This is a genomic window from Variovorax sp. LjRoot84 (genome assembly GCF_964254305.1).
In the GTDB taxonomy this organism is placed as follows: domain Bacteria; phylum Pseudomonadota; class Gammaproteobacteria; order Burkholderiales; family Burkholderiaceae_C; genus Variovorax.
Window position 1 is genome coordinate 2,497,931 of the sequence record NZ_CAXUTE020000001.1, and the last position, 12,992, is coordinate 2,510,922.

A 12,992-nucleotide genomic window follows, 5' to 3' on the forward strand; every position below is an offset into this window, starting at 1 on the left:
GACATTCGCGCAGTGACTTCAACTTCCACCAAGCCCAACGACCTCCAGTCCCTCGACACGATGACCGGCGGCGCCTTCACTGCACCGACCTCGGGTGAGCGTGCCCAGCGCATCCGCGATTGGCTCGCGGGCAATCCGGCGCCCGAGCAGATGCAGGAGGTATTCAAGGAATTGAGCGGCCGCGACAAGGGCGCCGCGCGCCTGCTGCGCGAGAAGCTCGACGAGCTCAAGCGCGCCAAGGGCCAGGAAGCCATTGCCGCCGAATGGGCGCACAAGGCCGAGGCGCTGCTGGCCCAGCCCAAGCTCAACATCGCCGACGCGCTGGCCTGGCAGCGCGACGCGGCCAAGGCGGGTGCGCCCCTGTCGCGCGAGCCGCTGGCCGGCTTCAAGGCCCGGTTGGCCGAACGCGTGAAGGGCATCGAGGACCTGCAGCATCGCGCGCAGGTCCATCGCGAGGCCGCTGTGCTGCTGGCGCAGCGCTTCGAAGTGCTGTCGACCAAGAGCTGGCGCGACGCGCAAGCCGCAGAAGAAGCCTTGCGCGCCGACGTCGCGCACTGGCAGCAGCAGGCCGCGGAGATCACGGCCGACGGCAACTGGAACAGCCTCGACGCCAAGTTCGCGCCGCAGCTGGAGTCCTCCAAGGCGCAGTTGCTGGTGGTGTCCGATGCTTTCCACCAGGCGCTGGCGCAGACCATCGCCGCGGCCGAGGATGCGGCCGCGCCGCTGCCGCCCGTGCCGGTCTGGGCCGACGAGCTGCGCATTGCGCGTGGCGGCGTTGCCGAGGCGGCTGCGCCCGCGGCGCAGAAGCCGCCCGTGCCGAAGGTCGATCCCGAGAAGCGGGCCGCCGCGCAGGCTGCCGTGGAGGCCGCGCTCGCCAAGCTCGAAAAGGAAACCGCCGAAGGCCATGGCAAGGCCAGTGCCGGTGCAGCCGCCGCACTGCGCGCCGTGCTCAAGGAGCACGGCAAGCTGGTCGAGCCGCCGCTCGAAGCCCGCGTGCATGCGGCCCTGGTCGCCGCCGGCGAACTCGAAGGCTGGCAGCGCTGGAGCGCCGACAAGGTGCGTGAAGAACTGGTGGCCAAGGCCGAAGCCCTGCTCAAGCGCCCCGAAGGCCAGGCCCTGGGCGGTCGCAAGATGCAGGAAACCTTGCGCACCCTGCGCGAGCAATGGAAGCAGGCCGACCAGGGCGGCGTGCCGAATCACGCGCTCTGGAAGCGCTTCGACGAAGCCTGCAACGAAGCCCACAAGGTGGTCGAGGCCTGGCTCGAGAAGGTGCGCGCCGACGCGGCCGAGCATCGCGCCCAGCGCCTGGCGCTGATCGAGGAAGTGAAGGCCTGGGCCGCGGAGCACGCGGATGCGTCCGACCTCAAGGCGCACAACCGCGCGCTGCACCAGTTCGCCGATCGCTGGCGCGATGCCGGCCATGTGGGCGAGAAGGTGTTCGCCGAACTCCAGCCGCAATGGAACGAGGCCTTTGGCTCTGCACGCGCGCCCTTCGAAGCGCAGCAGAAGGCCAGCATCGAACGGCGCCAGGCGATGATTGCCGAGGCCGCCGAACTCGGCGCCGCGCCGATGCTGCGCATCGATGCGGTCAAGGCGCTGCAGCAGCGCTGGCAGGCCGAGGCCCAGAGCGTGCCGCTGGATCGCCGCCAGGAACAGAAACTATGGGACGCCTTCCGCGCGCCGATCGACGAGGCCTTCAATCGCAAGAGCGCCGAGCGCGAAAAGGCGGCTGCCGCCGTGAGCGAGCACGACCGCAACGTGCTCAATGCCTCGAAGGCGCTGGATGCCGCCAACAGCACCGGCGATGCGCAGAAGATCCGCGCCGCCGTCGCGCAGCTCGAAGCCGCGCTGCGCGGCGAAGCGCCTGCGTCCACGGCAACGTCCAACGGTCCCGCGGTGGGTGCCACCGAAGTGGTGGCACCGGGCCAGGCCGCGGCCGAGTTCGGCGAGAGCGCCGAGCAGGCCCCCGCGCCCGGCGACGCCGAGGCGTCGCCCGTGGCGCCCGCCGAATCCGCTGCATCGGCGCCCGATCTGGTGGCGCCGGCCGACGGTGCCGACCCCTCCGCGCGCACCGATGCCGCGGAGGCCGAAGCCAGCCCGGCACCCGCTGCGCCGCCCAAGCCCGCGCCGAAGCCGGTGATCGCCGTGCGCGGTGACGACCGTCCCGGCAACAAGAAGGCCGAGGCCTTGCCGGCTGGACGTGGCGGCAAGTTCGGCGATCGCCGCGACAGCCGCGGCGCGCCGGGCGGCCGTCCCAATGACCGGGCACCCCGCGCCAACGATCGCGGCGCGCCCGCCGGCGGAGGCCGCTTCGGCGACCGCCCGCCGCGCTTCGAGGACCGCGGTCCGCGCCTCGGCGACGCCGCCTTCCGCGCGCAGCGCGAGGCGCTCGAACGCGCCGAGTTGGCGCTGCGCAAGCTCGCGGCTCAGGCGCACGGCGAGGCGCTCACGCAGGTGCTCGGCGCCTGGGAGCAGCGCGACGCGTCGAAGCTGCCCAGCGCTCAGGAACTGGGCCGCGCCGTCACGCCGGCGGTGCGCGGCCAGTGGTCGCAGGCCCTGGCCGCAGGCCCGACGGCCGCGGCCGACGATGCGGCCGAGGCCTTGCTGCGCCTCGAGATGGCGGCGGAAGTGCCGACGCCGGCCGAGCAGCTCGATGCACGCCGTGCGCTGCAGCTGAAGCTGCTGACCAAGCGCGGCGATCCGGCGCCGGTCCAGACCTGGGGGCAGGATGCCGGCAAGGTGCTGGCCGCTGCGCACGACGCGGCATCGGCGCGCCGGCTGCAGAACGCGCTGAAGGCCTTGCTGCGCAAATAAGGGGCAGGGCGCCTAGCGCTTGATGAAGAATTCGTCGAACAGGGCCACCAGTTCGGCGAACTCCGCGGCCAGCTGCGTGCGGTTCACGAAGTAGGCCTCGCAGGCCACGGCAAAGAACTCGCCGGGCGATTCGGCGGCGTAGGCATCGAGCCACGGCGGCTCGCCGCCGAAGCGCTCGGCCACGATGGTTTTCTCGCGGAAGGCGTCGTAGGCCGGCTGCAGCACAGCGAACCAGGCGGCGCGTGCATCGCGCGCCGACGAAGTGCCTGCGAAGCCGGCCGGCAGCGGCGGGCAGCCATCGGCGCCGCCGCCGCGCATGTCGATCTTGTGGGCGAACTCGTGGATCACGACGTTGTAGCCCGCGTCGCGCGTGACGCTGCTCGCGAGCACGTCCTGCCAGCTCAGCATCACCGGGCCGCGGTCCATGGCCTCGCCGGCCAGCACCTCTTCGTATTCATGCACCACGCCGGTCTCGTCGGTCGTCTTGCGGCGCGCCACGGCTTCGGAGGGATGCACCACGATGCCGACGAAATCGTCATACCAGGTGAGGCCGCCTCTCAGGTGCAGCACCGGCAGCACCGCCTGCGCCGCCACCGCGAGCGCGACTTCGTCGGTGATGACGAAGCCGTGCGCGCCGTGGAATTCCTTGTCGCGCAGGAATTCCGCCGCGAGGCGGCGCAGGCGCTCCAGGTCGGCCGCCGGCCGCTCGGCGAGGAAGGGGTAGCGTGCCAGCGTGGCCTGCCAGGCAGGCTCGGGAATCGGGGGCGGGGCGCGCAGGTTGCGCAGCCAGCCGAACATCAGCGCAGATCGACGCGTTGCGCGCCGGCGCTCGAAAGACAGAGCAATTGGGCGCGCGCCGGGTGGGCTGTCAGGTCCCAGTCGCTCAGTACGATGCGCTCGAGCCCATCGCCGAGTGCATGTGTCGCGGGCCGGTGCGTGTGGCCGTGGACCAGCGTCGCCGCGCCGGCCTGCGCGAGCCATGCGCGCGCGGCATCCGCATCGACATCGGCCCAGACCATGCCGGGACTGCGCTTGCGGTCTTCGCTCTGCGTGCGCATCGAGCGGGCCAATGCGCGACGCTCGGCCAGCGGCCGTGCCAGAAAGGCGCTCTGCCAGGCAGGCGTTCGCACCTGGGCGCGGAATTGCAAGTACTCGGTGTCTTCCAGGCAGAGGAGGTCGCCGTGGCTCAGCAGCCAGCGCCGCTCATGCAGGACCAGCACGGTCGGATCGTCGAGCAGCGTCAGCTTGCACTGCGCCGCGAATGCGGCGCCGACCAGGAAGTCGCGGTTGCCGTGCATGAAGAAAACGGGCCGCCGTTCGGCCACCGTGCGCAGCAATTCGGCGCATTGCGCTTCGAAGCCGGGTTCGGCCGCCGCATCGTCGCCGACCCAGACCTCGAACAGGTCGCCGAGGATGAAGATCGCATCGGCCGGCGTGGTTTGCAGATAGCCGCGCCAGGCGTCGAAAGTGGCCGCGTCCGAGGCCTGCAGGTGGAGGTCGGAGAGGAGGTCGACCGTGTGCCACGCCGCAGGGGCCACGAGCTCGGCGAAAGCCGTCATCGATGGATCAGTCTTTGACGACGGCCTTCTCGATCACCACGTCTTCGAGCGGCACATCGTCGTGGAAGCCCTTGCGGCCGGTCTTCACGGCCTTGATCTTGTCGACCACTTCCTTGCCGCCCACGACCTTGCCGAACACCGCGTAGCCCCAGCCCTGCGCCGACGGCGCCGTGTGGTTCAGGAAGCCGTTGTCGGCCACGTTGATGAAGAACTGGGCGGTCGCCGAATGCGGTGCACTGGTGCGGGCCATGGCGACGGTGTAGTTGTCGTTCTTGAGGCCGTTGTTGGCCTCGTTCTGGATCTCGGCGCCGGTCGGCTTCTGCGTCATGCCCGGCTCGAAGCCGCCGCCCTGCACCATGAAGCCGGGGATGACGCGGTGGAACACGGTGTTGTCGTAGTGGCCCTTGGTCACGTAGGCGAGGAAGTTCTCGACCGTCTTCGGCGCCTTGTCCTGGTCGAGTTCGAGCGTGATCACGCCCTGGTCCTTGATGTGCAGTTCGACTTGGGGATTGCTCATGGGGTTGCTCCTTGGGTTACTTCGCCACGGTGGCGGACTGGATGGTGATGGTTTCGACCGGCACGTCCTGCATGCCGTTCTTGTTGCCCGTGCGCGCGGCGCGGATTTTGTCGACCACCTCGGTGCCCGCCACCACCTTGCCGAACACGGCGTAGCCGTAGCCGTCGGGGTTGGGTGCGTTGAGCATCGCGTTGTCCTTCACGTTGATGAAGAACTGCGAGGTGGCGGAGTTGGGGTTGCCGGTGCGCGCCATCGCGATCGTGTACTTGTCGTTCTTGAGGCCGTTGCCGGCCTCGAGCGGGATCGGCGCGCGCGTGGCTTTCTGCTGCAGGTCGGCCGTGAAGCCGCCGCCCTGGATCATGAAGCCGTCGATCACGCGATGGAACACCGTGCCGTCGTAGTGCTTGTCCTTGACGTACTGCAGAAAGTTCTCGACCGTCTTCGGCGCCTTGTCCGCCGCGAGTTCGACCACGATGTCGCCGGCCGAGGTGCTGAGCTTGACGCGCGGCGCGCTCTGCGCCCAACTGGGGCTCGCGATGGCCAGGCTCGCGGCCAGGACGAGTGCCGTGCGGCGTGAAAGGACGTGCATGTTCAAGAGGACTCGCTTTCGAAGGAAGAGCGCTGCGCCGTGCCGCTGCACGGGAGGCAGCGAGGGCCTATTTATTGACGAACGGGCTTGCGGATGACGCTGGTCGCGGGCGGCAGCGCGCCGGAGGTCGGCGTCGTGAAGAGCTGGCGGATCAGCGCGAGCTTCGGCGCCACGGTGGTGTTGCCGGCTTCGAGCTGTTGCGCGCGGCCATAGGACTGGCCGGCGAGGCGGGCGTAGACGTCGCCCAGGTTTTCGTGCGCGGTGGCATAGCTCGGGTTGAGCTTGATCGCCATTTCGAGCGCGGCACGGGCCTTGTCGAACTGGCTCTGGGCTGCGTACAGGGCCGCGAGGTTGTTGTAGGGCTCGGGCAGCTCGGGGAAATCCTGCGTGAGCTGGGTGAAGACCGCGGTCGCGTCGGCCTGCTTGCCCTGCTCGGTCAGGATCACGCCGCGCAGGAAGCGCATTTGCGGATCGCGCGGCTTGCCTGCGATGTAGGCATCGGCTTTTGCCAGCGCTTCTTGGGACTTGCCCTGACGCAGCAATGCGTTGACGTCGGCATAGTCGTCGGCTTGCGCCGCACCGGCGGCGAGCACGAACAGGAGGGCCGAAAGAATGCGTAGAACCATGGGGAAGGGGAGAGCGGCGTGCTTCATGAAGCCTCGAGAGATGGGGACGCGGGCCTCGAAAACACCCGGAAAATATCCGGCGGCGGCCGTTTATACTGGGGTGGATTGTAGCCGAGGGGCCGCGTTCAACCCCTCGCTGCCACAGCATCCACACCCCTGAAAAACCCCTGTCGCCCGCCTGTATCGCATGGGTGCGAAGCGACGCGTTCCGAGCCTCATGAGTCTTCGCATCTACAACACGCTCTCGCGTGAGCTGGAGGAATTTTCTCCGTTGCAACCCGGCCGGGTGCGCATGTACGTGTGCGGAATGACGGTCTACGACTACTGCCACCTGGGCCATGCGCGCTCGATGATCGCCTTCGACGTGGTGCAGCGCTGGCTGAAGCAGTCGGGGTTCGAGGTCGACTACGTGCGCAACATCACCGACATCGACGACAAGATCATTCGTCGCGCGGTGGAGAACGGCGAGAGCATCCGGGCGCTCACTGACCGCATGATCGATGCGCTGCACGAGGATGCCGACGCCCTGGGCATCGAGCGGCCCACGCACGAACCGCGCGCCACGGAATTCATTCCGCAGATGCTGTCGATGATCGCCACGCTCGAGAAGAAAGGCCTGGCCTATCGCTCGACCAACGGCGACGTCAACTATGCGGTGCGCAAGTTCCCCGGCTACGGCAAGCTGAGCGGGAAGACGCTGGACGAGCTCCATGCCGGCGAGCGCGTGGCCGTGCTGGACGGCAAGGAAGACCCGCTCGACCCCGTCCTGTGGAAGAGCGCCAAGCCCACCGAGCCCGACGAGGTCAAGTGGTCCAGCGACTACGGCGCGGGCCGTCCCGGCTGGCACATCGAGTGCTCGGCCATGGCCTGCCAATTGCTCGGCGAGACGGTCGACATCCACGGCGGCGGCATGGACCTGCAGTTCCCCCATCACGAAAATGAAATCGCGCAGAGCGAGGGCGCAAGCGGCAAGCCATTGGCCCGCGTCTGGATGCACAACGGCTTCATCAACATCGACGACGAGAAGATGTCCAAGAGCCTGGGCAACTTCTTCCTGATCCGCGACGTGCTCAAGCAGTACGACGCCGAGACCGTGCGCTTCTTCGTCGTGCGCGCGCACTACCGCAGCCCGCTCAACTACAGCGACGTGCACCTCGACGATGCGCGCGCCTCGCTCAAGCGGCTCTACACGGCGCTGCACCTGGTGGCGCCGGCCGCGGTCGCGATCGACTGGCGCGAGTCCTACGCCGCGCGCTTCAAGGCAGCGATGGACGAGGACTTCGGCACGCCCGAAGCGGTGGCCGTTCTTTTCGACCTGGCCGGCGAGGTGAACCGCACGCGCTCGACCGAGGCTGCCGGGCTGCTGAAGGCGCTGGGCGGCTGCATCGGCCTGCTGCAGGCCGATCCGCAGCAATTCCTGCAGGCCGGCAGCACGCTCGACGATGCCTCGATCCAGGTCCTGATCGCACAGCGCGCCGAAGCCAAGGCGGCAAAGAACTTCGCGCAGGCCGACCGCATTCGCAACGATCTGCTCGCCCAGGGCATCGTGCTGAAGGACTCGCCGACCGGTACGACGTGGACCGTGTCCAAGTAAGGGGTCGAGAAGAAAAAATGCCTGCCGCCAAGAAACCGACCATCGAGGTCTTCACCCCCGACTACTGGGAAGAAGCCTGCAAGCACCTGGCCAAGAAAGACCGCGTCATGAAGCGGCTGATCCCGCAGTTCGGCGACGCCTGCCTGGAGTCGCGCGGCGACGCCTTCACCACGCTGGCGCGCAGCATCGTCGGCCAGCAGATCTCGGTGAAGGCGGCGCAGTCCGTCTGGGACCGCTTCGCCGAGCTGCCGCGCAGGATGACGCCGGCCAACGTGCTGAAACTCAAGGTCGACGACATGCGTGCCGCCGGCTTGTCGGCGCGCAAGATCGAGTACCTGGTCGACCTGGCCTTGCACTTCGATGCGGGCGTGGTGCACGTCGACGCCTGGGAAGACATGTCCGACGAGATGATCGTCGCCGAGCTGGTCGCGATCCGCGGGATCGGACGCTGGACCGCCGAGATGTTCCTCATCTTCCACCTGATGCGGCCCAACGTGCTGCCGCTGGACGACATCGGGCTGATCAACGGCATCAGCCAGAGCTATTTCTCGGGCGACCCGGTGAGCCGCAGCGATGCCCGCGAGGTCGCCGTGGCCTGGGCACCGTATTGCAGCGTCGCGACTTGGTATATTTGGCGATCGCTCGACCCGCTACCGGTCGCATACTGACAACAGGAGAAGACGTTGGCGAAACGAACCTTCCTCGACTTCGAGCAACCCGTTGCGGAGCTCGAATCCAAGATCGAAGAACTGCGCTATGTACAGACCGAATCGGCGGTCGACATTTCGGAAGAGATCGATCAGCTCGGCAAGAAGAGCCTGCAGCTCACCAAGGAAATCTACAGCGACCTGACGCCCTGGCAGATCACCAAGATCGCGCGGCATCCGGAACGGCCCTACACGCTCGACTACGTGGGCGAGATCTTCACCGACTTCGTCGAACTGCACGGCGACCGCCACTTTGCGGACGATCTTTCGATCGTCGGCGGCCTGGCGCGCTTCAACGGCACGCCCTGCATGGTGTTGGGCCACCAGAAGGGCCGCGACACCAAGGAGCGGACCGCGCGCAACTTCGGCATGAGCAAGCCCGAGGGCTACCGCAAGGCGCTCAGGCTCATGAAGACCGCCGAAAAATTCAAGCTGCCCGTGTTCACCTTCGTCGACACGCCGGGCGCTTACCCGGGCATCGATGCCGAGGAGCGCGGCCAGTCCGAAGCCATCGGCCGCAACATCTTCGAGATGGCGCAGCTCGAGGTGCCGGTCATCGTGACCATCATCGGCGAAGGCGGTTCCGGCGGCGCGCTCGCGATCTCGGTCGGCGATCAGCTCCTGATGCTGCAGTACTCCATCTACTCGGTGATCAGCCCCGAAGGCTGCGCCTCGATCCTCTGGAAGACCAGCGACAAGGCACAGGAAGCGGCCGATGCGCTCGGCATCACCGCGCACCGGCTCAAGGCCCTGGGCCTGGTCGACAAGATCGTCAACGAGCCGGTCGGCGGCGCGCACCGCGACCATCGGCAGATGGCGGCCTTCCTCAAGCGTGCCCTCAACGACGCCTTCCGCCAGGTCAGCGACCTGAAGCCGAAGGAACTGCTCGACCGCCGCTACGAGCGCTTGCAGAGCTACGGCCGCTTCGCCGACACCAAGGCCGAAAGCGCCAAGTAGGCATCGCGCGGGCAATTGCCCGCCTGCCCGCACCCCATGGAGAATCCTGCCGCCCCAGCGCTCGCGTCCTGGGTGGCGCCCTTGCCGCTGGGCATCGCTTACAGCGGCGGCGCCGATTCCACGGCGCTGCTGCATGCCGCGGCGCAGCGCTGGCCCGGACAGATCCAGGCGCTGCACGTGCATCACGGCCTGCAGCAGGCGGCCGACGACTTCGAGGACCATTGCGCCGCCACGTGCAGCGCGCTGGGCGTGCCGCTGCACGTGGGCCGTGTCGATGCCCGGCATGCGCCCGGCGAGAGCCCTGAAGACGCGGCGCGCCGGGCGCGCTACGCGACGCTGGCGGCGCTGGCCCAGGCCCATGGCCTGCGGCATGTCGCGCTGGCCCAGCATGCCGACGACCAGGTCGAGACGATGCTCATCGCGCTCAGCCGAGGTGCCGGCCTCGACGGGTTGGCCGGCATGCCGCGGCAGATCGAGCGGCATGGCGTCGACTTCCACCGACCGCTGCTCGATGTGCATGCGAGCGCGCTGCGCGAGTGGATCGCCGCCAGCGGCGTCGCGCACATCGACGACCCGAGCAACGCCGACCTGCGCTACACGCGCAACCGCATCCGGCTGCAGGTGCTGCCGGCGCTTGCCGCGGCGCTGCCGCAATTTCACGAAACATTCGCGCGCTCGGCACGCAACGCGGCCAAGGCGTCGGGCCTGCTGACCGAGGTCGCCGCCGGGGACATCGCGGCCGCGGGCTCGCCGCCTGCGCTGGCCGCCTTGCGTGCGCTGCCGCGCGAACGTCTCGCCAACGCCCTGCGCCACTGGCTCAAGCGCGATCACGGCGCGGTGCCCAGCGAGGCCCAGCTCGAGCAGCTGCTTGACCAGATCGAGGCCTGCAGCACGCGCGGCCACCGCATCCGCCTCAAGGTTGCCGACGGTTACGTCCTGCGCGAAGGCGAGTCTCTGCGTTGGTACAATGCCCGTCCCCTGCCGTAGCCCGCAGCCCTCGCGCTGAATGGCCCGCGGCGGGACACGGATGCCGTCATCGCGGAATCCGAATCCTTCTGTCCTGACTTCACCCATGGCATTGATCGTTCACAAATACGGCGGCACGTCGATGGGCTCGACCGAGCGCATCCGGAATGTCGCCAAGCGCGTCGCCAAGTGGGCACGCGCCGGCCACCAGATGGTGGTGGTGCCGAGCGCGATGAGCGGCGAAACCAACCGCCTGCTCGGCCTCGCCAAAGAGCTGGCCCCGCCCAAACCCGGCGACGACCACAACCGCGAGCTCGACATGCTGGCTTCCACCGGCGAGCAGGCTTCGTCGGCGCTGCTGGCGATCGCGCTGCAGGCCGAGGGCATGCAGGCGGTCAGCTACGCCGGCTGGCAGGTTCAGGTCAAGACCGACAGCGCCTTCACCAAGGCCCGCATCGAAAGCATCGACGACGAGCGCGTGCGCGCCGACCTCGACGCCGGCAAGGTGGTTGTCGTCACCGGCTTCCAGGGCGTCGACGAGGCGGGCAACATCACCACGCTGGGGCGCGGCGGCAGCGACACCTCGGCGGTCGCGATCGCGGCGGCGATGAAGGCGCACGAGTGCCTGATCTACACCGATGTCGACGGCGTCTACACCACCGACCCGCGCGTCGAACCCGACGCGCGCCGGCTGACCACCGTGAGCTTCGAAGAAATGCTCGAGATGGCGAGCTTGGGCTCCAAGGTGCTGCAGATCCGCTCGGTCGAGTTTGCCGGCAAGTACCAGGTGCCGCTGCGCGTGCTGTCGAGCTTCACGCCGTGGGACATCGACATCAAGGAAGAAGCCCGCTCCGGCACCCTGATCACATTCGAGGAAGACGAAAACATGGAACAAGCCGTCGTATCCGGCATCGCTTTCAACCGCGACGAAGCCAAGATCTCCGTGCTCGGCGTGCCCGACAAGCCGGGCATCGCGTACCACATCCTCGGCGCCATCGCCGATGCGAACATCGAGGTCGACGTCATCATCCAGAACCTGAGCAAGGACGGACGCACCGACTTCAGCTTCACCGTGCACCGCAACGACTATGCGAAGGCGGTCGATCTGCTCAGGGCCAAGGTGCTGCCGACCCTGGGCGCCGCCGACATCGTCGGCGACACCAAGATCTGCAAGGTCAGCATCGTCGGCATCGGCATGCGCAGCCACGTCGGCGTGGCGAGCAAGATGTTCCGCGTGCTGAGCGAGGAGGGCATCAACATCCAGATGATCTCGACCAGCGAGATCAAGACCTCGGTGGTGATCGACGAAAAGTACATGGAGCTCGCAGTGCGCGCGCTCCACAAGGCCTTCGATCTCGATCAACCGGCCGCCTAAGCTGGCATAATTGCGGCTTCCAGGAACTGTGACCGAGTGGCCGAAGGTGCTCCCCTGCTAAGGGAGTATGGGGTGTAGAGCCTCATCGAGGGTTCGAATCCCTCCGGTTCCGCCAGATAGCTAGTAAAGACGGCCCTTCGCGGGCCGTTTTGCTTTTCTACGCCCTTCATACCCGCCTCTCCGCTGGCGGGGGATCCCCCGAAAAATAGGGCACTAGTTCTTCGGCGGCATCTTTGGAAGCTGGGGGCGGAAGCCGCTCGGGCGCGCGCAACGTTCCTGTTCGGGTAGTGTTATCCGACGCCGCCTCGTTCCTCACCCCGAACCCTCAAGCCACCGAAGAGCGGCCGGCGTCTGTTGCGATCCCATGTACTTGACCATGCACACGATCGATGGATGGTGAAGACATGGGACGGCGCCCGTCCTAGCCTCGATAGCGTTGAGTGCCGAGCATGCGGTCACCGCATATACGAGTAAGTCGGCACCGGCCAGGTGAAAGCCCGACGAGCCGACCGCGATGGGGAAGGTGTCTTCAAGGCCCGCTGACTGCGGGCTTTGCTGTTTTTGGTTGCGCCTCGTTTCTCCATCCATTTGAGGAGGCGGCTGATGGTTCGGCGATATCAGACCTGACTCTCGGGAGATGGCCATCGGGTCAGTGGACGCATTGGGCAGCGGCGACGTTCTGCCGAGACGCGAGTTCGGTGTCGCCGTCACTTGTGCCGACGACTGGGCAGGTTCGGGGCTGGGCTTGACCGGCAAAGGGAAGGGCAAGAAGCAGGCACAGGAGAGCGCGGAGCACTGGGAAAAGCGGCCCATGTCAGGGCGAGGGAAAGAGAACGGGCGAGATCATAAGAGGGTAAGAGGGCGTCAGGCCTCGCGTTCCTCGATCCAGTGAGTGCCGGCGCCGTAGGTCTCGTTGCCGGCCGCCATGACCTGTTCAAGGGTCCATCGGTTGCCGGGCGTATCGGGGTGCCACAGCCCTCCGCCCGGGTGAACCGGCACGCCTTCAACGGTGAGCTGCTCATCGTCTTTAGCGATCCCATCGGACCAGCGTAGTCGGATCTCTTTCATCGGAGCCTCGCTTTTGGTCAACTGTCGCACGCCCGTGCATGCTTCGTACAGGTGGCCTTCCCGGGTGCTCCGCTACCGCATCCCGCGACGATGCAGGGGTGTACGCCACTGGTGGATTGCAGGCGGTCCTCCCGCGAGGACTTGGGCGGTCCGCTCCATTGGCACTAGCAGACATGCCAAAGCTGAATCCGGTATTCAGCTTGCCTTCACAAGCGCCACC

12 protein-coding genes and 1 tRNA gene are annotated in these 12,992 nt (G+C 67.5%); 7 read left to right on the forward strand and 6 right to left on the reverse strand.

Annotated features, from left to right (window positions below; translation table 11 throughout):
- Window positions 1–12: 12 nt before the first annotated feature.
- Window positions 13–2,814 carry a DUF349 domain-containing protein gene (locus ACSQ9I_RS12710; protein WP_436313400.1) on the forward strand — a complete coding sequence of 934 codons (2,802 nt, stop codon included), beginning with the start codon at window positions 13–15 and terminating at the stop codon, window positions 2,812–2,814.
- Window positions 2,815–2,826: 12 nt separating this feature from the next.
- Here the strand turns inward: ACSQ9I_RS12710 and ACSQ9I_RS12715 are convergent, their stop codons facing one another.
- The 5 genes from ACSQ9I_RS12715 to ACSQ9I_RS12735 form a co-directional block, all read right to left on the reverse strand.
- Window positions 2,827–3,612, reverse strand: coding sequence for a zinc-dependent peptidase (locus ACSQ9I_RS12715; RefSeq protein ID WP_436313401.1), 786 nt, complete (start codon window positions 3,610–3,612; stop codon window positions 2,827–2,829).
- Window positions 3,612–4,373 carry a UDP-2,3-diacylglucosamine diphosphatase gene (locus ACSQ9I_RS12720; RefSeq protein WP_093109133.1) on the reverse strand — a complete coding sequence of 254 codons (762 nt, stop codon included), beginning with the start codon at window positions 4,371–4,373 and terminating at the stop codon, window positions 3,612–3,614. Before ACSQ9I_RS12720 ends, ACSQ9I_RS12715 begins: the two co-directional genes overlap by 1 nt.
- A 7-nt stretch (window positions 4,374–4,380) precedes the next feature.
- Window positions 4,381–4,890, reverse strand: coding sequence for a peptidylprolyl isomerase (locus ACSQ9I_RS12725; protein ID WP_093109134.1), 510 nt, complete (start codon window positions 4,888–4,890; stop codon window positions 4,381–4,383).
- A 16-nt stretch (window positions 4,891–4,906) separates the two neighbouring features.
- A complete protein-coding gene (locus tag ACSQ9I_RS12730; protein WP_436315749.1) occupies window positions 4,907–5,479 on the reverse strand; it encodes a peptidylprolyl isomerase in 573 nt (190 codons plus the stop codon).
- A gap of 71 nt (window positions 5,480–5,550) precedes the next feature.
- The gene (locus ACSQ9I_RS12735) at window positions 5,551–6,132 is read right to left on the reverse strand and encodes a tetratricopeptide repeat protein (protein WP_436308897.1); all 582 of its coding nucleotides are present in this window, start codon (window positions 6,130–6,132) and stop codon (window positions 5,551–5,553) included.
- 190 nt (window positions 6,133–6,322) lie between these two features.
- Here ACSQ9I_RS12735 and cysS point away from each other — a divergent pair, with 190 nt between their 5' ends.
- The 6 genes from cysS (at window position 6,323) to ACSQ9I_RS12765 (ending at window position 11,819) form a co-directional block, all read left to right on the forward strand.
- Window positions 6,323–7,699 (forward strand): cysteine--tRNA ligase, encoded by a 1,377-nt coding sequence (gene cysS / locus ACSQ9I_RS12740; RefSeq protein ID WP_436313402.1) that lies wholly within the window; start codon window positions 6,323–6,325, stop codon window positions 7,697–7,699.
- Window positions 7,700–7,716: 17 nt separating this feature from the next.
- On the forward strand, window positions 7,717–8,367 hold the full coding sequence (locus ACSQ9I_RS12745; protein WP_093109137.1) for a DNA-3-methyladenine glycosylase family protein: 651 nt from the start codon (window positions 7,717–7,719) through the stop codon (window positions 8,365–8,367).
- A 15-nt stretch (window positions 8,368–8,382) separates the two neighbouring features.
- Window positions 8,383–9,363: an acetyl-CoA carboxylase carboxyltransferase subunit alpha gene (locus tag ACSQ9I_RS12750; RefSeq protein ID WP_093109138.1), complete on the forward strand. Its 981-nt coding sequence runs from the start codon at window positions 8,383–8,385 to the stop codon at window positions 9,361–9,363.
- 36 nt (window positions 9,364–9,399) lie between these two features.
- Window positions 9,400–10,350 (forward strand): tRNA lysidine(34) synthetase TilS, encoded by a 951-nt coding sequence (tilS, locus tag ACSQ9I_RS12755; protein WP_436303784.1) that lies wholly within the window; start codon window positions 9,400–9,402, stop codon window positions 10,348–10,350.
- Window positions 10,351–10,435: 85 nt separating this feature from the next.
- Entirely contained in the window at window positions 10,436–11,704 is a 1,269-nt protein-coding gene (locus tag ACSQ9I_RS12760; RefSeq protein ID WP_093109140.1) for an aspartate kinase, read from the forward strand.
- A 22-nt stretch (window positions 11,705–11,726) separates the two neighbouring features.
- Window positions 11,727–11,819 (forward strand) — tRNA-Ser (locus ACSQ9I_RS12765).
- A gap of 749 nt (window positions 11,820–12,568) precedes the next feature.
- Here ACSQ9I_RS12765 and ACSQ9I_RS12770 read toward each other — a convergent pair.
- Window positions 12,569–12,772 carry a hypothetical protein gene (locus ACSQ9I_RS12770; RefSeq protein WP_139191723.1) on the reverse strand — a complete coding sequence of 68 codons (204 nt, stop codon included), beginning with the start codon at window positions 12,770–12,772 and terminating at the stop codon, window positions 12,569–12,571.
- Window positions 12,773–12,992 lie beyond the last annotated feature (220 nt).